Annotated in this window: 18 protein-coding genes and 1 pseudogene; 10 read left to right on the plus strand and 9 right to left on the minus strand. The window is 65.6% G+C overall.

Features of this window, described 5'->3' with window-relative positions; all coding sequences use genetic code 11:
* Positions 1-9: 9 nt before the first annotated feature.
* Positions 10-2,397, minus strand: coding sequence for a sensor histidine kinase (locus tag AB7G19_RS21970; RefSeq protein ID WP_354123807.1), 2,388 nt, complete (start codon positions 2,395-2,397; stop codon positions 10-12).
* A gap of 45 nt (positions 2,398-2,442) precedes the next feature.
* On the opposite strand from AB7G19_RS21970, the gene AB7G19_RS21975 reads away from it, so the two are divergent.
* Positions 2,443-2,727 carry a histidine kinase gene (locus tag AB7G19_RS21975; protein WP_166096546.1) on the plus strand — a complete coding sequence of 95 codons (285 nt, stop codon included), beginning with the start codon at positions 2,443-2,445 and terminating at the stop codon, positions 2,725-2,727.
* A 165-nt stretch (positions 2,728-2,892) separates the two neighbouring features.
* On the opposite strand, the gene ntrC is transcribed toward AB7G19_RS21975, so the two are convergent.
* Genes ntrC through dusB form a run of 3 tightly spaced genes read right to left on the minus strand, consistent with a single transcriptional unit; the run spans position 2,893 to position 6,518 of the window.
* On the minus strand, positions 2,893-4,335 hold the full coding sequence (ntrC, locus tag AB7G19_RS21980) for a nitrogen regulation protein NR(I) (RefSeq protein ID WP_028147560.1): 1,443 nt from the start codon (positions 4,333-4,335) through the stop codon (positions 2,893-2,895).
* Positions 4,336-4,344: 9 nt separating this feature from the next.
* Positions 4,345-5,520 carry a two-component system sensor histidine kinase NtrB gene (locus AB7G19_RS21985; RefSeq protein WP_028147561.1) on the minus strand — a complete coding sequence of 392 codons (1,176 nt, stop codon included), beginning with the start codon at positions 5,518-5,520 and terminating at the stop codon, positions 4,345-4,347.
* Positions 5,517-6,518 carry a tRNA dihydrouridine synthase DusB gene (dusB, locus tag AB7G19_RS21990; protein ID WP_193560863.1) on the minus strand — a complete coding sequence of 334 codons (1,002 nt, stop codon included), beginning with the start codon at positions 6,516-6,518 and terminating at the stop codon, positions 5,517-5,519. Before dusB ends, AB7G19_RS21985 begins: the two co-directional genes overlap by 4 nt.
* 282 nt (positions 6,519-6,800) lie before the next feature.
* Here dusB and AB7G19_RS21995 point away from each other — a divergent pair, with 282 nt between their 5' ends.
* On the plus strand, positions 6,801-7,982 hold the full coding sequence (locus AB7G19_RS21995; protein WP_135213616.1) for a bifunctional 2-C-methyl-D-erythritol 4-phosphate cytidylyltransferase/2-C-methyl-D-erythritol 2,4-cyclodiphosphate synthase: 1,182 nt from the start codon (positions 6,801-6,803) through the stop codon (positions 7,980-7,982).
* Between the two features lie 3 nt (positions 7,983-7,985).
* Entirely contained in the window at positions 7,986-8,597 is a 612-nt protein-coding gene (locus AB7G19_RS22000) for a CinA family protein (RefSeq protein ID WP_028161429.1), read from the plus strand.
* 64 nt (positions 8,598-8,661) lie between these two features.
* On the opposite strand, the pseudogene AB7G19_RS22005 reads toward AB7G19_RS22000, so the two are convergent.
* Together AB7G19_RS22005 and AB7G19_RS22010 are read right to left on the minus strand one after the other, a co-directional pair.
* Positions 8,662-8,775, minus strand: a pseudogene (locus tag AB7G19_RS22005) (mechanosensitive ion channel family protein); the annotation flags it as partial.
* A complete protein-coding gene (locus tag AB7G19_RS22010; protein ID WP_071914051.1) occupies positions 8,776-8,955 on the minus strand; it encodes a hypothetical protein in 180 nt (59 codons plus the stop codon).
* Positions 8,956-9,517: 562 nt separating this feature from the next.
* Between AB7G19_RS22010 and AB7G19_RS22015 the strand changes: the two genes are divergently transcribed.
* Genes AB7G19_RS22015 through AB7G19_RS22040 form a run of 6 tightly spaced genes read left to right on the plus strand, consistent with a single transcriptional unit; the run spans position 9,518 to position 14,574 of the window.
* On the plus strand, positions 9,518-10,129 hold the full coding sequence (locus tag AB7G19_RS22015; RefSeq protein WP_225048829.1) for a c-type cytochrome: 612 nt from the start codon (positions 9,518-9,520) through the stop codon (positions 10,127-10,129).
* 8 nt (positions 10,130-10,137) lie between these two features.
* Positions 10,138-11,394, plus strand: a complete 1,257-nt coding sequence (locus AB7G19_RS22020; RefSeq protein WP_135213615.1) for a cytochrome c — start codon at positions 10,138-10,140, stop codon at positions 11,392-11,394.
* Between the two features lie 19 nt (positions 11,395-11,413).
* Positions 11,414-11,590, plus strand: coding sequence for a hypothetical protein (locus AB7G19_RS22025; RefSeq protein WP_166096542.1), 177 nt, complete (start codon positions 11,414-11,416; stop codon positions 11,588-11,590).
* Positions 11,587-12,150 carry a cytochrome C oxidase subunit II gene (locus AB7G19_RS22030; protein ID WP_135213614.1) on the plus strand — a complete coding sequence of 188 codons (564 nt, stop codon included), beginning with the start codon at positions 11,587-11,589 and terminating at the stop codon, positions 12,148-12,150. Before AB7G19_RS22025 ends, AB7G19_RS22030 begins: the two co-directional genes overlap by 4 nt.
* Positions 12,137-13,759: a b(o/a)3-type cytochrome-c oxidase subunit 1 gene (locus AB7G19_RS22035; protein ID WP_135213613.1), complete on the plus strand. Its 1,623-nt coding sequence runs from the start codon at positions 12,137-12,139 to the stop codon at positions 13,757-13,759. The genes AB7G19_RS22030 and AB7G19_RS22035 overlap by 14 nt, the downstream gene beginning before the upstream one ends.
* Positions 13,759-14,574, plus strand: coding sequence for a c-type cytochrome (locus AB7G19_RS22040; RefSeq protein WP_166096541.1), 816 nt, complete (start codon positions 13,759-13,761; stop codon positions 14,572-14,574). The genes AB7G19_RS22035 and AB7G19_RS22040 overlap by 1 nt, the downstream gene beginning before the upstream one ends.
* Before the next feature lie 110 nt (positions 14,575-14,684).
* On the opposite strand, the gene AB7G19_RS22045 is transcribed toward AB7G19_RS22040, so the two are convergent.
* Together AB7G19_RS22045 and lipA are read right to left on the minus strand one after the other, a co-directional pair.
* Complete coding sequence (locus AB7G19_RS22045; protein WP_071914058.1) at positions 14,685-15,155, minus strand: type II toxin-antitoxin system RatA family toxin; 471 nt, start codon at positions 15,153-15,155, stop codon at positions 14,685-14,687.
* A 6-nt stretch (positions 15,156-15,161) separates the two neighbouring features.
* Positions 15,162-16,118: a lipoyl synthase gene (gene lipA / locus AB7G19_RS22050; protein ID WP_063983327.1), complete on the minus strand. Its 957-nt coding sequence runs from the start codon at positions 16,116-16,118 to the stop codon at positions 15,162-15,164.
* Between the two features lie 130 nt (positions 16,119-16,248).
* Between lipA and AB7G19_RS22055 the strand changes: the two genes are divergently transcribed.
* The gene (locus tag AB7G19_RS22055; RefSeq protein WP_441268076.1) at positions 16,249-16,857 is read left to right on the plus strand and encodes a DNA-3-methyladenine glycosylase; all 609 of its coding nucleotides are present in this window, start codon (positions 16,249-16,251) and stop codon (positions 16,855-16,857) included.
* Positions 16,858-16,943: 86 nt separating this feature from the next.
* On the opposite strand, the gene AB7G19_RS22060 is transcribed toward AB7G19_RS22055, so the two are convergent.
* The gene (locus AB7G19_RS22060) at positions 16,944-19,820 is read right to left on the minus strand and encodes a valine--tRNA ligase (RefSeq protein WP_441268077.1); all 2,877 of its coding nucleotides are present in this window, start codon (positions 19,818-19,820) and stop codon (positions 16,944-16,946) included.
* Between the last annotated feature and the right edge of the window lie 42 nt (positions 19,821-19,862).

A 19,862-nucleotide genomic window follows, 5' to 3' on the forward strand; every position in this document is an offset into this window, starting at 1 on the left:
CCTGTCTTGTCAGATGCCTGTTGAGGCTTCGATCTTCGTTGAATCATTGGTCATTTCAGCCGGCTCTTTGGTTTCGGCGGCCGGCGGTTTTGTTTCGGGCGGCTTGGCGATGTCCGTGACCGCGTTTGCGGCCAACGATGCCTGCACGGTCCCCTCGCTCTTCGCGGGGGCACCGGAGATCGCAAAACGCATCCGCATCCACGCGCCGCGCTGGCCCTCGCGGAAATCGGAAGCGTCCTTCAGCTCGATACGCCCGCCATGGTCTTCGAGCACGCGGCCGACGATCGCCAGGCCAAGGCCGGTGCCCTTGGCCCGCGTCGTCACATAAGGCTCGAGGAGGCGCGAGCGCGCGACCTTGGGCAGGCCGATGCCGTTGTCGATGACGTCGATCAGCACGTCCTCGCCCTCGCGCGAGACCACGACGTCGATGCGGCCCTTGCCGTAATCCTTGCCGAGCTCCTCCGGCGGCACCTGCTCGACCGCCTCGGTGGCGTTCTTGACGATGTTGGTGACCGCCTGCGAGATCAGCCGCCGGTCGAACTGCGCGCGCAGCGGATCTTCCTTGAATTCGGCCTCGATATCGATCTCGGGATGGGCGACCTTCATCAGGAACACCGCCTGCCGCACGGTGTCGGCGACGTCCTCGCCCTCCATCACCGGCTTCGGCATCCGTGCGAAACGCGAGAACTCGTCGACCATGCGGCGGATATCGTCGACCTGGCGCACGATGGTATCGGTGCACTGCTCGAAGATCTGCTTGTCCTTGGTCTCGGTGATGTCCTTGCCGAACTTGCGGCGGATGCGCTCGGCCGAGAGCTGGATCGGCGTCAGCGGATTCTTGATCTCATGCGCGATGCGGCGCGCGACGTCGCCCCAGGCCGAGGTGCGCTGCGCCGAGACCAGCTCGGTGATGTCGTCGAGCGTGATGATGTAGCTGTCGTGCGGCTGGCTGGTCTTCTCGGCGCTGACGCGGACCGACAGGTTGCGCTCGGTGCCGTCGCGCGTGATCGTGATCTGGCCCTGCACCAGGCGCTGGGTCCCTTCCCGCGCCGTCTTCATCATCTCCTCGAGCTCGGGCAGCACGTCGGAGAGCGGATGGCCGAGCGTCTCCGCTTCGGAGTGCCCGATCAGCTTCTCGGCAGAGCGGTTGAGGATGCCGACGCTGCCCGAATTGTCGACGCCGATGATGCCGGCGCTCGCCGAAGACAGCACGGCCTCGATGAAGCGGCGGCGGCTGTCGATGAGATCGCTGGCGTTGACGAGTTCGTCACGCTGGCTGCGCAATTCCTGTGTCATCTTGTTGAAGGTCTCACCCAGCTGGGCGAGGTCACCTTCCGACTGATGCACGGGCACCTTCACATGGAGGTCGCCGGTCGAGACCGTGTGGGCGGCGTTCATCAGCCGCCGGATCGGGGCCACCAGCGAGTTGGCGAAGTTGAGGCCGATCAGCACCGAGGCCATCAGGATGGTCAGCGCGATCACCGCGAACATCAGCGCGAAGGCGACCTGGATGCCGAGCCGGCGCGACTCGATCTGAGCGTATTCGGCGACGCTGACCTCGGTCTGCTTGAGCTGGTTGACGACGTTCGGATCGAGCGGTCGCGCGACATAAAGGAAGGTGTCGCTGAAGGCGCGCAGGCGGATCACCGCGGCGACGAAGCTCGCATCCGGGAGCACCGCGATCTCGGGCTCGGATTCGTTGACGTTGCTGAGGAAGTCCGGCGCCGGCGGCGAATAGGCTAGCCGCATGCCGGTGTCCGCCGATTCCAGGATATTGGTGTTCTTGTCGATGATCATCGCGCCCGGCAGGTTGCGGGAGCCGGCGCTGGCGGTCAGCAGCTCGCGGAACGAGCGGCGGTCCTGGTCGTAGAGCGGCCGGGCGTGCGCGATGTCATTGGCCATGCCGAGAATGTCGCCGCGGATCAGCTGCGCGTGGTCTTGCATGTAGGCCCGCGCGATCGTCAGCGAATTCTGGATCACCTCCTTGGTCGGGCCGGAGAACAGCCGGTCGAGGCCGCGCTCGATGGTGACGTTGGCGACGACGGCGACCAGCACCGCCGGCAGCACCGCGACGATCGAGAACAGGCTGACGATCTGGACATGGAGGCGTGCCGCCGCCCGGCCCCGCCGACGCGCCAGGATCAGCTGCCAGAGCTCGCGGACGATGATGCCGACCAGCAGCAGGATCGTGGCCGCATTGATCAGATAGAACGAGCGGACCACCTCCGGCGTCGGCTCGATCCGCGTGAGACCGGTCAGGACCAGGAAGGTCAGGAGGGCCGACAGCAACGCCATCGCCACGGCAAGGGGTGCCAGCCAGCGTCGCACCGACCAACGCCGGGGCTCTTCCGCTGGGGCCGTGTCGAAGTGTGCGGCCGAGGTGTCTGCGCTGGTCATTCCGGCAATGGTGCTGAAAACGGGGTCCGCGGCGGGCGGATACTGATGTATTCGTACCACATTGTTGCCGAATTGCGACAATTCCGCGGCGCCCTCGCCGCGACGGACCGGCGCATCCACAGGCCGCTGTTCTGGCAAACCTCGCTTGCGGGAACGGATTCCCGCCCCTACGGCTTGACCGCCATGGACAGGTTCTTTCTCGCGATGATGGTGTCGGCCGTGCTGCTGCTGATCGTAGCCGCCGACCTCCTGGTCAATGGTCTCGGGGTGCAGCAGCCGCTGGCGAACGTCGCCAGCGCCCAGTCGGTCTCGGCGCGGCTGATCAGATGAGCGCGACGCAGCGCTCGGCGGTTGAATAACAATTCATACGTTCCAACGGAACGTTTCGGCCTGATTCGGACTTTTGCTCACCGCGTTAGCCACAACGGCCAGCGCGATCCGGAAGGCTCAGCTCCGCTTTGGTAGGGGGAGCTGAGCCACCGTCCGTTCGGAAAACTAGCCCCCGCTCCGATACACCTGGATATCGAGGTCCCGGATCTTCTTCCGCAGCGTGTTGCGGTTGAGGCCGAGCAAATCGGCGGCGCGGATCTGGTTGCCGCGGGTGGCGGCGAGCGCGGCCGTGAGCAGCGGCACCTCGATCTCTTTGAGGATACGGTGATAGAGGCCCGGCGGCGGCACGCCGTTCGGGAAGCCCTGGAAGTGCGAGGACAGATAGGCCTCCACGGCGCCGCCGAGATTGTCGACGCCCTGCTGGACAGCGGCACCCGGGCTGACCGTGGGCGGCGCCAGCTCGCCGTCGATGACGGAGCCGGTGATCACGTCCTGCGGATAGAGCGCGGCGAGGCGCCGGGCGAGGTTCTCGAGCTCGCGCACGTTGCCGGGCCAGCGGTGCTGCTTCATCCGCTCCAGCGCCAGCGCATCGAGCTTCTTCGGCGGCAGACCGTCCTTCTCGGCCAGTGTGAAGAAGTGCCGCACGAGGTCCGGCAGGTCTTCGATGCGCTCGCGCAAGGGGGGCAGCCGCAGCGGCACGACGTTGAGGCGGAAGAACAGATCCTCGCGGAACAGGCCCTGCTGGATCAGGACGCGCAGGTCCTTGTTGGACGCCGCGACGATCCGCACGTCGGTCTTGATCGGGGTGCGGCCGCCGACGGTGGTGTATTCGCCCTGCTGGAGCACGCGCAGCAGGCGGGTCTGCGCCTCCATCGGCATGTCGCCGATCTCGTCCAGGAACAGCGTGCCGCCCTCGGCCTGCTCGAACCGACCCGAGGCGCGGGTGTTGGCGCCGGTGAAGGCGCCGCGCTCGTGGCCGAACAGTTCGGACTCGATGAGGTCACGCGGGATCGCCGCCATGTTGACCGCGACGAACGGGCCGTTGCGGCGCTTGCCGTAATCGTGCAGCGCGCGCGCCACCAGCTCCTTGCCGGTACCGGACTCGCCCGTGATCATCACGGTGAGGTCGGTCTGCATCAGACGCGCCAGCACGCGGTAGATTTCCTGCATCGCCGGCGAGCGGCCGACCAGCGGGATCGCCTCCATCTCGGCGTCCTCGTCCGGCGTCGAGACCCGTTCCTTCGGCTCGGCCAGCGCACGGCCGACGATGGCGATCAGTTCCTTCAGGTCGAAGGGCTTTGGCAGATATTCGTACGCCCCGCGTTCGGAGGCGCGGATCGCGGTCATGAACGTGTTCTGCGCGCTCATGACGATGACGGGCAGATTGGGCCGCATCTTCTTGATCCGCGGCAGCAGGTCGAAGGCGTTCTCGTCGGGCATCACCACGTCGGTGATGACGAGATCGCCCTCCCCCTGGCTGACCCAGCGCCATAGCGTTGCGGCATTGCCGGTCAGCCTGACCTCGTAGCCGGCGCGGGATAGCGCCTGATTGAGAACCGTGCGGATGGCAGTGTCGTCATCAGCAACGAGAATGCTACCTGCGGGCATCGTTAATCCTCATTTCGCCCCCTGTGACGCAGACGACGACTTCCCGGCAGAGCCGTCGCGGCTGCTTTGATCGGCATGTTTGACCGATGTGGAATACATCGGCATCAGCACGCGGAAGGTGGTCTTGCGCGGCTGAGACTCGCATTCGATGATGCCCCCGTGATCTCCGATGATCTTTGCGACCAGCGCCAGGCCAAGACCCGAGCCGGTCTGCTTGGTGGTCACGAAGGGATCGAACAGGTTGGGCAGAAGATCGTCCGGCACGCCTGGTCCGTTGTCCTTCACGCAGAACTCGAGCGGCAGGGATACACGGGATTTTTGACCGGGGACTGACAGGCGCACGCCGGGACGGAACGCGGTGGTGAGCTGGATCTCGGCGTCGGGGACGTCGATCAGCGCTTCGGCGGCGTTCTTCACGAGGTTGAGGAACACCTGGACGAGCTGATCCTGGTTCGCCAGGACCGGCGGCAGCGAGGGATCATAATCCTCGATGAAGCGGATGTTGCGGGCAAAGCCCGACTGCGCCAGTCGCTTCACGTGATCGAGCACGGAATGGATGTTGACGGGACCGCGCACCACGGGGCGCTCGTCGCCGAACACCTCCATGCGGTCGACCAGCGTCACGATGCGGTCGGCCTCGTCGCAGATCAGCCGCGTCAGCATGCGGTCCTCGGACGAGGCCTGCTGCTCCAGCAGCTGCGCGGCGCCGCGGATGCCGGAGAGCGGATTCTTGATCTCATGCGCCAGCATGGCGGCCAGCGCGATCACCGAGCGCGCGGCGCTGCGATGGGTGAGCTGGCGGTCCATCTTGTCGGCGATGGAGCGCTCCTGGAGCATCACCACGATATGGCCGGGCCGTTCCGTCAGCGGGGCGACATGCAGATCCACCTGGCGGTCGCCGCCCATGCGCGGCGTGCCCAGATCGACCTTGTATTCGTTGACCGGCGAGTTCGACGAACGAACCTGGTCGATCAGCGCTAGCAAGGGGCTCCCGAACGGCACCAGCTCTTTCAGCGACTGCCGTTTCAGGAACTGCGTCGAGATGTCGAAGAAGGCTTCGGTCGCGATGTTGGCGGCGACGATCTTGCCGTCCGGCCCGATCATGAGCACGGGATTGGGCAGCGCATCCAGGATCGCGTCGCTCTCGGACGGAAGCGGCCGGCGATGGTCAGCAACTGAGCTCATGCAGCAGCGCTCCATGCGAAATCGTCGAAGGCATCTTGCAGCGACTGGTGGACGAGGCGCGGATCCTCGGAGGTGAGGATCTTCTGGCGCCAGGCTTTCAGCTTCTCGGCCGGCGCACGGCTCACATCGGCCGCGACGTCGAGCGCCCAGCCGAGATGTTTTCGCGCGTGCCGGAGGCCGATCCGCAGGCCGTAGAGCGCGCAGACGCCCTCATAGAGCGTGCGGACATAATGCAGCTGGGTCTCGAGCGACGGCGCGGCTTCGACCGCCCCGCCCTTCAGGCGGCGGCCGATCTCGCCGGGCAACCAGGGCTGCCCCTGCGCGCCGCGGCCGATCATCACGGCATCGGCGCCGGAGGCCTCCAACGCCGCGAGCGCCTTCTCGTAAGTGGTGATGTCGCCATTGACGACAAGCGGAATGGAGATCGCTTCGCGCACCGCGCGGATCGCATCCCAATCGGCCTCGCCCTTGTAGAACTGGCAGCGGGTGCGGCCGTGCACGGTGACGAGCTCAATGCCGGCGGCTTCCGCACGCCGCGCCAATTCCGGCGCGTTGCGGGTGTGATCGTCCCAGCCGAGCCGCATCTTCAGCGTCACCGGCACCTTCACCGCCGCGATCGTCGCATCGATCAGGCTGACGGCATGGTCGAGATCGCGCATCAGGGCGGAGCCGGACTGGCCGCCGGTGACATGCCGGGCCGGACAGCCCATGTTGATGTCGATGATGTCGGCGCCTCCGGCTTCGGCGATCCGGGCCCCTTCGGCCATCCAGTGCGCCTCGCAGCCGGCGAGCTGGACTACATGAGGCCCGATCCCGGTCGCTTCGCAGCGCAACCGTGACATCTTGTGGCCATTCGCGAGCTCATCGCTGGCGGTCATTTCGGACACGACCAGACCGGCCCCGAGCTCGGCGGCGAGCCGGCGGACGGGCGAGTCGGTGACCCCCGACATCGGCGCCAGGAAGACCGGGGTGGCGACCTCGATATCGCCAATTTTCAACGGCTTAGAGCCTGATACTGCCGAGCCGGTCACAGGGGTCTCGTTGCGTAGGCAGGGCCTCATCGCGCCTGCCATGACCTATCTTGCGCACAATTCTTGTGCAGTCAAGCGTCATGCCTACAGTTTAGACAGTTCTGCAAATCTTTCAAGTGCAGTGCAGCAAAATGCTGTTTCCCACAATCCGGGGAAACCCCTTTTTTTGCGGGCCTGCCGTGCTAGAGGCATGCGGCAATCACCCCACTCCCCCGACTCTCTTCATCACCAACTGAGTATTTGAGTCCTATGGCGAAATCACAGCGCACCGCAGTCGTCCTCGTCGCGGCCGGACGCGGCCTGCGGGCTGGCGCCGGTGGTCCCAAGCAATATCGCGAGATCGGCGGCGTCCCCGTGATCTACCGCGCCATGGAAGCCTTCAGCCGCCACCCCGACGTGTTCGCCGTGCAGCCGGTAGTGAACCCCGACGACAGCGCCATGTTCACGGCAGCGGTCGCAGGTCTCAGCCACGAGCCGCCGACCAATGGCGGCGCGACGCGGCAGGCCTCCGTGCTCGCAGGGCTCGAAGCACTCGCCAAGCATAAGCCCGATATCGTGCTCATCCACGACGCCGCGCGCCCCTTCGTCTCGGCAGGCGTGATCTCGCGCGCGATCGAGGCGGCCAGCCGCACCGGCGCTGCGCTCCCCGTCGTCCCTGTCACCGACACGATCAAGGTCACCGGCGAGAGCGGCAATGTCGAGGACACGCCGGACCGCGCAGCCTTGCGAATCGCGCAGACGCCGCAATCCTTTCGTTTCGACGTCATCCTCGAGGCGCATCGTCGCGCGGCAAAGGATGGGCGCAGCGATTTCACCGACGATGCCGCGATTGCCGAATGGGCGGGATTGACGGTCGCAACCTTTGAAGGCGATGTTGCCAATATGAAGCTCACCACTCCCGAGGATTTCGTGCGCGAGGAAGCGCGCCTGGCCAGCCTGCTCGGCGACATCAGGACCGGCACCGGCTATGACGTGCACGCCTTCGGCGAAGGCGACCACGTGATGATCTGTGGCGTACGGGTGCCGCACACCAAAGGCTTCCTCGCCCATTCCGACGGCGATGTCGGCCTGCATGCGCTGGTCGACGCCATCCTCGGCGCACTCGCCGACGGCGATATCGGCTCGCACTTTCCGCCGAGCGATGCGAAATGGAAGGGGGCTTCCTCCGACCAGTTCCTGAAATACGCCATCGAGCGCGTTGCGCAGCGCGGCGGCCGCGTCGCCAACCTCGAGGTGACGATGATCTGCGAGCGGCCGAAGATCGGCCCCTTGCGCGACACCATGCGCGCCCGCATCGCCGAGATCTCCGGGGTCGATATCTCGCGCGTCGCGGTGAAGGCGACCACCAGCGAGCGGCTCGGCTTCACCGGCCGCGAGGAAGGCATCGCGGCCACCGCGAGCGCCACCATCCGTCTGCCCTGGAGCGTCTAGGTCATGGGCGGCAGCGACGCACGCGCCCTCTCCCGCTCGCTGCTCGATCTGTGCCGGATGCGCAAGCTGACGATTGCCACCGCCGAGTCCTGCACCGGCGGTCTGGTTGCCGGCGCGCTGACCGACATTCCCGGCTCCTCCGACGTGATCGACCGCGGCTTCGTCACTTATTCCAATGACGCCAAGCGCGCGATGCTAGGGGTCGAGGCGAGCACGCTCGCGAATTTCGGCGCCGTCAGCAAGGAGACCGCAACCGCGATGGCGGTCGGCGCGCTGGAGCGTGCCGGCGTCGATCTCGCCGTTGCCATTACCGGTATCGCCGGCCCCGGCGGCGCCACGCCCGGCAAGCCGGTCGGTCTCGTGCATTTCGCGGTTGCCGCGCGCGACGGCCGCATCGTCCATCGCGAGCATCGCTTTGGCGCGATCGGCCGGACCGCCGTGCGCCAGCGCTCGGTGGTCGAGGCATTGCGCATGCTGATGGATCTCGCCCGCGGCCCGAAGGCCCAGCCCAAGCCCCGGCGCGCCGCCGCGGCAACCCGCCTGCGTCCCCGCGTGACCCGCTCGCCGCGCCGGCATGCGGTGAAGCGCAGGACGCCGCGGTCACCGCGCGGCTGAGCCACTTCATGCCGCCGCCAGCAGCGCGCTCGCGCTGTGATTGATGATCGCCACGCCCCACAACGACCTCGACGTCGGCGCCGATGTGGAAGGGCCGGAACAGCAGCAGCATCACGCCGGCAGCGAGATTGGACAGCGTGCCCTGTAACGCCAGACCGATCGCGAGCGATATCGCGCCCTATTGTTCCTGGCGCTTCGTCCGACAAATGACAGGGAGCTTCTGCTCAATCGCCTTCGCCAGCACCGTGCCGCGGGTCCGGCCGAGCTCTTTCGCTATCAGCGCAATCGGCTTGGTGCCTGCCAGGACCTTCAGCCTGCCAAGGTCTTCTTCGCTCCATGCCTGCTTCCAGCGTCCCATCTCCCCGATCCCGCGATAAGGCGCCCGCGCCCGACTCGGATTGTAGTCGAACCTTTCGCGAAGGGCAGAGCTCGCGGTGCGCCGTTTCCGGCAAGGGGTGTTGCGTCAGCGCGGTGCGTTTTGGCACAAACTGCACTTGTCGCCCGACGGGAAGATGCACTCTGATGATGGGTCGTCTGCCCGGCCCAAGCGGCAGAACATCCGCGCGCGCGCGAACGGATTCCACATTGCCGCGCTTCCCGCTTGTGAAGCAAAGCTCGGGCGGAATACGCCGCGAGATCGCGGCGTTACGCCAGTTTTCAAAAAGCACGCAATTCTTGTCGAATTCGATCAGGATCGCAAATGTGCAACCGCGACCAAGCGTCATCGCCATGTCCGATCTTGCGCGCGACTGTATTGGCGCAATAATGCGGCTCTACGCTGTGGCCAGGAATCAACCCGGTCCTGCTTTCTGGAGGGCGACGGCGTGTTCGCTCGCGACACTGCACTGGCAATCGCTATTGCTACCTTGGCCGCTATTGATGGTACTGCAGCACAAACGGCCAACCAGCCGCCGGATACCATGGCGGCGCGGGTGGAGGCGTGCACGCCCTGTCACGGCAACAAGGGCGAAGGCACCAGCGACGTCTATTTCCCGCGGCTTGCCGGCAAGCCGGCCGGCTATCTCTACAACCAGCTCCTCGCCTTCCGCAGCGGCCGGCGCAAATACCCGCCGATGAACTATCTGCTGGAGTTTCTGCCTGATCCGTATCTGGAGGCGATGGCCGAATATTTCGCCAGCGAGCATCCGCCGCTGCCGCAGCCCGCGCCGAGCGAAGTCAGCAAGGAAGTGCTGGCGCAGGGCGAGCTGCTCGCGACCAGCGGCGATGCCGGTCGTAACATACCGGCGTGCGTGAGCTGTCACGGCCCGGGCCTCACCGGCATGCAGCCCGGCATCCCCGGTCTGCTGGGCTTGCGCGCCGCTTACGTCAGTGCGCAGCTCGGCGCCTGGCGCTACGGCACGCGAACGGCAAAATCGCCGGACTGCATGCAGCTCGTCGCCGGCCATCTGACGGAAGCAGATGTTACCGCCGTTGCGGCCTGGCTCGCGACGCGACCCGCGCCCACCAACCCGGCCCCCGTCCCGAAAGGCACCTACGCGCTGCCGTTCGGCTGCGGCAGCCAGCCCAACTGACGAGGCGCATGATGGGCTCAAGACTGTCGATCACGCTGCTTTCGATCAAGCTCCTGGCCCTCGCCGCGCTCATCACGGCCGCGCAGGCGCAGGACAAGGCCGGCGACGTCATTGCGCGGGGTGAATATCTCGCCCGCGCCGGCGATTGCACGGCCTGCCATACTGCGGCTGAGGGCCGGCTGTTTGCCGGCGGGCGCCCGATGCCGACCCCGTTCGGAACGATCTACACCTCCAACATCACGCCCGATCCGGAGACCGGCATCGGCAAGTGGAGCGCGGACGATTTCTACAGAACCATGCACAACGGCCGTTTCCCGGATGGCGGGCTGATCTATCCGGCGATGCCGTTCGCGTCCTACACAAAGGTGACACGCGCCGACAGCGACGCGATCTTCGCCTATCTGCGCTCGATTCAGCCGGTGAACCAGAAGAACAAGCCGCACGAGCTGCGCTTTCCCTATGACAACCGCCAGCTCATCCTCGGCTGGCGCACGCTGTTCTTCCGCGAGGGTGAGTTCAAGTCCGACCCCACCAAGTCGGCGGAATGGAATCGTGGCGCCTATCTGGTCGAGGGGCTCGGCCATTGCGGCATGTGCCATTCGCCGATCAACGCGCTTGGCGGCACCTCGCAATCGGACGCCTTCAAGGGCGGCCTGATCCCGATGCAGAACTGGTACGCGCCGTCCCTCACCTCCAACCGTGAGGCGGGGCTCGGCGACTGGAGCATCAAGGACATCACCGACCTGCTCCAGACCGGCGTCTCCATGCGCGGCGTGGTCTACGGCCCGATGGCCGAGGTCGTGCACAACAGCCTGCAATATCTCAACGACGAGGACACGCGCGCCATGGCGGTGTACCTCAAGGGCATCGCGGAGCCCTCGCCTCCGCCGGCGCCGAGCTCGGCGCTGCCGACCACCGAGAGCAGCCTGCTGATCAGCCTCGGCAAGACCGTCTACGACAAGAATTGCGCGAGCTGTCACGGCCTCCAGGGCGAAGGCAAGCCGCCGCACTGGCCGCCGCTCGCCAACAACCAGTCGATCGAGATGCAGTCGGCGGTCAACCCGATCCGCATGGTGCTCAATGGCGGCTATCCGCCGGGCACCAAGGGCAATCCGATGCCCTACGGCATGCCGCCCTTCGCAGGCCTCCTCTCCGACAACGAGGTCGCCGCCGTCGTCTCCTACATCCGCACCGCCTGGGGCAATCGCGGCACGCCGGTGTCGGCGCGCGAGGCCAACGAGCTGCGCTCCGCACCGCTGAACTGAGAGGCGCCAGAGAACCGTCATGTTCAATTCCGATCCGCCGACCAGCCCAGCCGCCGCCGACCAGGCCGTCGAGGAAGTCGTCTCGCAAGGACCGTCTGGCGCGATCGTGCTGGCCGGCATCGCCACGGCCTGCGTGGTCGCGATGTGGCTTGCCTTCTATCTCTTCGTCTTCCTGCCGCGCGGATCACTGCAATGAGCGCAGAGGACACCCATGGCAGCGCCGAGGTCGCGGCCCGCGTCGAGCGGCGCTGGGCGACCATTGCCGTGATAATCGTCGTCGGCATGGCGCTTCTGGCAGCCTTCGCCGGCATCCATCGCGCCACCATGCCGCAGCCGCGCGTCGAGACCACCGATCCCTCGCGCATTCATCTGTCCGGCGAATTCGTCGAGAGCAATCTCGGCAGCGTGCTGGAGGCCAATGGCAATGTGACCGTGCGCGCGATCGGCCAGCAATATTCCTTCACGCCGGCCTGCATCGTGGTGCCCGTAGATACGCCGATCACGATGCGCGCCACCAGCGCCGACGTCGTCCACGGCATCCTGATCCAGGGCACCAACATCAACACCATGCTGGTGCCGGGCTACATCTCCGAGCAATTGATGCGCTTTACGAAGACCGGCGACTATCTGATGCCCTGCCAGGAGTTTTGCTCCTTCGGCCACGAGGGCATGTGGGGCAAGGTCAAGGTGATCAACAAGACCGACTTCGCCGATCGCGCGAAGGGTGGCGGGAGGCTGAGCTGTGTTGGCGAATAGGAAACTCATCCTCGCCCATTTCTGGCTGGCCTTCGGCGTGTTCGGCATCGCGCTCACGCTCGGCGCCTGGCAGATGTTCATCCGCAGCCCGATCGGCACCTGGCTGTCCAATCCCGAGCTCTATTACCGCTCGCTGACCGCGCACGGCACGGTGATGGGCTACGTCTTTCCCACGCTCGTCGCGATGGGCTTTGGCTATGCCATCAGCGAGTCCGCGCTGGAGCAGCGCCTGGTCGGCGTGCGCTGGGCCTGGACCGGATTTTGGCTGATCGTGATCGGCAGCGTCATGGCGCTGATCCCGGTCGCGCTGGGGCGCGCGTCGGTGCTCTACACCTTCTATCCGCCGCTGATCGGCAACGTTTTCTACTACCTCGGCGTCGTGCTGGTCGTGGTCGGCTCCTGGATTTGGGTCGCGCTGATGGCGATCAATCTGCGCGTCTGGCGGAAGGCCCATCCCGGTGCACCGGTGCCGCTGGCGATGTTCGCCAATGTTGCGGGCTCCTATCTCTGGGCCTGGACCGCGGTTGGTGCCGCGCTCGAGCTGCTGCTCCAGATCATTCCCGTCGCGGCCGGGCTGAAGGCCACGATCGACGCGGGTCTTGCCCGCGTGTTCTTCTCCTGGACGCTGCACGCCATCGTCTATTTCTGGCTGATGCCGACCTACATCGCCTATTACACCATCGTGCCGCGCGCGATCGGCGGCCGGGTTTATTCCGACAGCATGGCGCGGATCTCCTTCATCCTGTTCCTGGTGGTGGCGATGCCGATCGGCATGCACCACACCTTCGCCGATCCGCAGGTCGGCGCCGGCTTCAAGTTCATCCATTCGGCCTTCACGGCGCTGGTCGCGCTGCCGACGCTGCTGACCGTGTTCACGATCTGCGCCTCGGTCGAGATCGCGGCGCGCCTGCGCGGCGGCCGCGGCCTATTCGGCTGGATCAAGGCGCTGCCCTGGGACAACCCGATGATGCTGGCGCTGGCGTTCTCGTTCGTCATGCTCGGCTTCGGCGGCGCCGGCGGCCTGATCAACATGAGCTACCAGCTCGATGCGTCGATCCACAACACGCAGTGGATCACCGGCCATTTCCACCTGATCTTCGGCGGCGCCATCGTGATCATGTACTTTGCGATCGCCTATGATCTGTGGCCGCATCTGACCGGGCGCGAACTCATCGACATCCGCCTGATCCGCACCCAGCTCTGGCTTTGGTTCATCGGTATGATCATCACGACCTTCCCGTGGCACTGGGTCGGCATCCTGGGCATGCCGCGCCGCATGGCCTATTTCGACTTCGGCGATCCCGCGATCGCGCCGCAGGCGCTCTCGGTCACGTTCTCCGCGATCGGCGGCTTCATCCTGCTGGCGTCGGGCATCATGTTCATCGTCATCCTCGCACGTGGCATGCGTGCGCCCCGGGTTGACGCCGGCCCGTACCGCTTTGCGCTGGCTGTGCATCAGCCCGCGACCGTGCCGGTCGCGCTCAACACGCATGCGCTGTGGGTGGCGCTGATGATCGTCCTCACCCTCACCAATTACGGCTACCCGATCGTGACGCTGGCGCTGACCGAGGGCACGTCGGTGCCGGCCGTCTATGTGGGAGCGCAGTGATGAGCGCGCGCGACCTCTTCACCTTCCGCAACAGCCATTTCAGGATGGGCGTCGGCATCACCGCCGCGATCCTGATCGTGACGGCGATCACCGGCTTCATCGTGCTGCCCTTCGCACAGCCCTGGGTTCAGTTCGCCAATGTCTGGGATGCGATCTGCAGCGCCGCCGGCGTGCCACAGCGCGCGGCGAATGTTACTGCGCCCGAGCAGACAAAACGCCTGTCGGAGGTCGTGCTGACCTCGCATACGCTGTCGCGTCCGAGCCAGGAAGCGATCGGCCGCGGCGCGACGCTGGCGCAGCGCTGCGCGATCTGCCACGGCCCGACCGGCATCAGCCGCGCGGATTCGCCCAATCTCGCCGGCCAGTACGCGGCCGTCATCTACAAGGAGCTGCACGATTTCCGATCCGGCGCGCGCACCAATGCCGTGATGTCGCCATTCGCCGTCAATCTGACGGACCAGGAGATCGCCGATCTCTCGAACTATTACGCCTATCTGCCGCGGCCGGCAGCCTATCACCCGACGCCGCAGCTGCCGAAACCGAGCATCGTCATCTACGGCGCGCCGATGCGCGGGATCGCGCCCTGCGGCTCCTGCCATGGCAGCCTCGACAACAAGACCGGCAGTCCGTGGCTCGAAGGCCAGTCCGAAGCTTACATGAAGGCGCAGCTCCAGGCCTTCGCATCCGGCGAGCGGCGCAACGACATCAGCCAGCAGATGCGCAACATCGCCCGCGCGATGACGCCGCAGGAGATCGAGGCGGCCGCGGCCTATTACGCCTCGCAGCCGCCGGATGTGGTGAAGGCGGTGGATTGAGCCTCACTGTCATTGCGAGCGCAGCGAAGCAATCCAGAATCCCTCCGCGGAAAGACCCTGGATTGCTTCGTCGCAAGGGCTCCTCGCAATGACGGCGGAGAGAGTACGCCTTACGACGACGCCAGCTTCGGCCGGCCGTAGATCGCATCCGCCCGCTTCTCGAATGCGATGGAGAAGCGCGCGAACGCGGCATCGAACATCGAGCCCATCAGCATCGCCAGCATCCGGCTCTTGAACTCGTAGGCCAGGAAGAATCCGACGTCGCAGACGCCCTCACCCTTGGGCTCGAACGTCCAGCGGTTCTCGAGGTTGCTGAACGGGCCTTGCAGATATTCGACCCGGATATTCAGATTGGCGCGGTCGAGAGTCACGCGGCTGGTGAAGGACTCCTTGACCAGCTTGAACGACACCGTCATGTCGGCGACCAGCACCTCGGTGCCGTCGGGTTTGGCCATCCGCTGGCGGATCTTGAGCGCGCTGCACAGCGGCACGAACTCCGGGTAGCGCTCGACGTCGGCGACCAGATCAAACATCTCGGACGCGCTGTGATGGACACGGCGCTTGCTTGAAAATTTGGGCATGGCGGTTCAGCGGGCAGTCGCGGCCCGTGCGGCCTTCAGTCTCGCAAAGTCCTCGCCGGCATGATGCGACGAACGGGTGAGCGGGCTCGCCGACACCATCAGGAAACCCTTGGTGTAGGCGACCTTCTCGTAGGACGAAAACTCGTCGGGCGGCACATAGCGCATCACGGCGTGGTGCTTCCGGGTCGGCTGGAGATATTGCCCGATGGTCAGGAAGTCGACGTCGGCGGAGCGCAGATCGTCCATCACCTGCTGCACCTCGTGGCGCTCCTCGCCGAGGCCGACCATGATCCCGGACTTGGTGAAGATGGTGGGATCGAGCTCCTTGACCCGCTGCAACAGCCGGATTGAGTGGAAGTAGCGCGCGCCGGGCCGCACAGTGAGGTAACGCGATGGCACGGTCTCGAGATTGTGGTTGAACACGTCGGGCCTCGCCGCGACGACGATTTCGAGCGCCCCCTCCTTGCGCAGGAAGTCGGGCGTCAGGATCTCGATCGTGGTCGAGGGGCACGCGGCCCGGATCGCACGGATGGTCTCTGCAAAATGCTCGGCGCCGCCATCGGCCAGATCGTCACGGTCGACTGAGGTGATGACGACGTGGGCCAGCCCCAGCTTGGCGACGGCTTCGGCGACGTTCTGCGGCTCGGCTGCATCCAGCGCATTGGGCATGCCGGTCTTGACGTTGCAGAAGGCGCAGGCCCGGGTGCAGGTGTCCCCCATGATCATGAAGGTCGCGTGCTTCTTGTCCCAGCACTCGCCGATGTTCGGGCAGCCCGCCTCCTCGCACACCGTGTGCAGGCCGTTGGCGCGCACGATGTTGCGGGTGTCGGCATAGCCGCGGGTATTTGGCGCGCGCACGCGGATCCAGTCCGGCTTCGGCGGCGAAGCGGAGTCGGGGCGATTCACCTTTTCAGGGTGGCGGGGGCGCAACGGGTTCGAGATGGTGTCGACAATAACGACCATGGGCTGTCCGGTCTGTTCAGTTCCTACCTAGTCGGTCTGGCTGCCTGCCGCAACCCGGCTCGCGCCGCTTCAGGGAACATGGCAGATATGGGCAATATCCTGCTCTGTTCTCAGGCGATTCTCACCTCGAATGGCTCCAACCTCGAAAGCCTCACCACCGCGGCTCGGCAAAGCCCTGAAGCGTGCGTTTTTCGGCCGCAGCGTCCACGAGGTCGCGCCCGATTTGATCGGGGCCACCATGCTGGTCAATGGCGTCGGCGGCCTCATTGTCGAGGTCGAGGCCTATCATCATACCGAGCCGGCGGCGCACTCCTACAATGGCCCGACGCCGCGGAACCAGGTGATGTTTGGCCCGCCCGGCTTTGCCTATGTCTACCGCTCCTACGGCATCCACTGGTGCGTGAACTTGGTCTGCGAGGAGGCGGGCTCGGCCGCCGCCGTGCTGATCCGCGCGCTAGAGCCGACGCATGGCTTGGCGGCGATGCGCCGACGCCGCCATCTGCAGGAGGTGCACGCACTGTGCTCGGGCCCCGGCAAGCTGACCGAAGCGCTCGGCATCACCATCGCGCACAACGCCCTGCCCCTGGACCGGCCGCCGATCGCGCTGCATGCGCGGACAGAAGACGTCGAGGTGGTGGCCGGCATCCGGATCGGCATTACCAAGGCCGTCGAGCTGCCCTGGCGCTATGGCGTCAAGGGCTCGAAGTTTTTGAGCAAGCCGTTCCCGAAGGAGGCCTAGAACCCGTTCCGATGGAACGGGCTTTAGATTCTAGGTTTGACGCGTTTTCTTGACGCGAACCGGTTTCCACTTCGCTCGAAAACGCTCTACGAGGCCTGCTTCAGCCGCTCCAGCGCCTCCAGCAGCTTGGCCTTGCGGGCCAGTGCTGCCTCGCGCTTTTCGCGCTCCTCCTCGACGACCTCTTCGGCCGCGTTGGCGACGAACTTCTCGTTCGCCAGCTTGGACTCGGCGCGTTTGATGTCGGCGTCGGCCTTGCCGATCTCCTTGTCGAGGCGCGTGCGCTCGGCGGCGACGTCGATCACGCCCTTCAGCGGCAACGCGGCCACCTCGCCGCGCACGAGGAGCTGGACCGCACCATCAGGTGCGCGGTCGGCGAACGAGATGTCGGACAGCCGCGCCATGCGCTTGATGACGTCGGTCCAGCGCGGCGCGCGTTCCTTCGTCTCGGTCGAGGCGCCCGCGAGCACCAGCGCCGTCAGCGTTGCCGGCGGGATGTTCATCTCGGCGCGCACCGAGCGGATCTGCGTGACGAGGTCGATCACCCAGCCGATCTCGGCTTCCGCCTTGGGATCGGTGAAGTCGGCATGGTCGAAGATCGGCATGATCAGGACCGGCGAGATCAGCGGATCGGTCGGCCCGGCTGCCGCGGCGAGCATCGCGAGCTGCTCCGGCGTCGGCTCGGACGGCTTCAGCGGCCATTGCGCCAGCGCCAGCAGGCCGTCGCGCTTGGCCGTCACCTCCCACAGCTCTTCGGTGATGAAGGGCATGAAGGGGTGCAGCAGCTTCAGGATCTCGTCGCGCGCCCAGGCGACCATGGCGCGGGTTTCGTCCTTCGCGGGGCTGTCCGGACCGAGCAGCACGGGCTTTGCGAGCTCGACATACCAGTCGCAATAGACGTTCCAGACGAAGCGGTAGATCGCACCGGCCGCATCGTTGAAGCGATAGGCTTCGATTGCCTCGGTCACCTCGCGCGTGGTGTGCGCGCTCTCATGCGCGATCCAGCGGTTCAGGGTTTCCTTGGCCTTCGCCGGCTCGAAACCTTCCGGCACGGCGCAGTGGTTCATCTCCGCGAAGCGCGACGCATTCCAGAGCTTCGTCGCGAAATTCCGGTAACCCTCGACGCGGCTGGTGGCGAGCTTGATGTCGCGTCCCTGCGCCGCCATGGCGGCCAGCGTGAAGCGCAACGCGTCGGCGCCGTATTCGTCGATCAGGTTGAGGGGGTCGATGACGTTGCCCTTCGACTTCGACATCTTGGCGCCCTTCTCGTCGCGGACGAGGGCATGGATGTAGATCGTCGAGAACGGCACTTCCTTCATGAAGTGCAGGCCCATCATCATCATCCGGGCGACCCAGAAGAAGATAATGTCGAAGCCGGTCACCAGCGCGTTGGTCGGGTAATAGCGCTGCACTTCCGGCGCGTCCTCGGGCCAGCCGAGCGTCGAGAACGGCCACAGCGCCGAGGAGAACCATGTGTCGAGCACGTCCTCGTCACGCGTGATGAAGCCTTCGCGCTTGTTGCGGTCGAGCGCCATCTCGCGGCCCTGCTCGGCCGTGATGACCTCCTGCTCGACGTAATAGCCGAGCGCGTGGCTGACGGCCTCCTCCTCGGTCTCGGCGACGAACACCTTGCCGTCAGGGCCGTACCAGGCCGGGATCTGATGACCCCACCACAGCTGGCGCGAGATGCACCAGGGCTGGATGTTCTCCATCCACTCGAAATAGGTCTTTTCCCAGTTCTTCGGCACGAACGTCGTTTCGCCCGAACGCACCGCCGCGATCGCAGGCTTTGCCAGCGTCTTGGCGTCGACGTACCACTGGTCGGTCAGATAGGGCTCGATCACGCTGTTCGAGCGGTCGCCGTGCGGCACCATGTGGGTGTGCGGCTCGATCCGCTCGACGAAGCCGAAGGATTCCAGCCGCTCGACGATGCGCTTGCGCGCCGCGAAGCGGTCGAGCTTGTGAAACTCCTCGGCGAATTGCGAAGCGCCTTCCGGCAGGTTACGCAGGTAATCCTCATTGTCGACGAGGTCGAGGCAACCTTCCTTGTCGATGACGCTGATCCGGCCCAGGCCGTGGCGATTGCCGACCTCGAAATCGTTGAAGTCGTGCGCCGGCGTCACCTTCACCGCGCCCGAGCCCTTATCCGGATCGGAATATTCGTCGGCGACGATCTTAATCTTGCGACCGACCAGCGGCAGGATCACGTTCTTGCCGACCAGCTTCTGATAGCGCTCGTCATCGGGATGCACCGCCACGCCGGTGTCGCCGAGCATGGTCTCGGGCCGCGTGGTGGCGACGACGATGAAGCTCGAGGAATCCTCGGGGCTGAACGTCTTGCCCTCGATCGGATAGCGCAGATACCACAGGCTGCCCTTGACCTCGGTCTGCTGCACTTCGAGGTCGGAGATCGCGGTCAGCAGCTTGGTGTCCCAGTTCACCAGCCGCTTGTCCTTGTAGATCAGGCCGTCGCGATGCAGCTCGACGAACACCTTGATGACGGCCTTCGACAGGCCCTCGTCCATGGTGAAGCGTTCGCGCGACCAGTCGCAGGAGGCGCCGAGGCGCTTGAGCTGGTTGATGATGGTGTCGCCGCTCTCGGCTTTCCACTGCCAGACCCGCTCCAGAAACTTCTCGCGGCCCATCTCGCGGCGGCTGGGCTGCTGACGCTCCATCAGCTGCCGCTCGACCACCATCTGGGTGGCGATGCCGGCATGGTCGGTGCCGGGCTGCCACAGCACGTCGCGACCGCGCATGCGCTCGAACCGGCACAGGATGTCCTGGAGGGTGTTGTTGAGGGCGTGGCCCATATGCAGCGAGCCCGTCACGTTCGGCGGCGGGATCACGATGGTAAAGGGCACTGCGTCGCGGCGGTCGGGGCGGCCGGCCCTGAAGGCAAGGCTGTCCTCCCACACGACGGACATGCGGGCTTCGATATCGGCGGGCTGGTAATTTTTCTCGATCATGGGCTGCTAGAAAGCCGCGCGCGGGGGGCAAGTCAACGAAAA

The sequence above is a fragment of the Bradyrhizobium sp. 215_C5_N1_1 genome (assembly GCF_052075935.1).
Lineage (GTDB): Bacteria > Pseudomonadota > Alphaproteobacteria > Rhizobiales > Xanthobacteraceae > Bradyrhizobium > Bradyrhizobium barranii.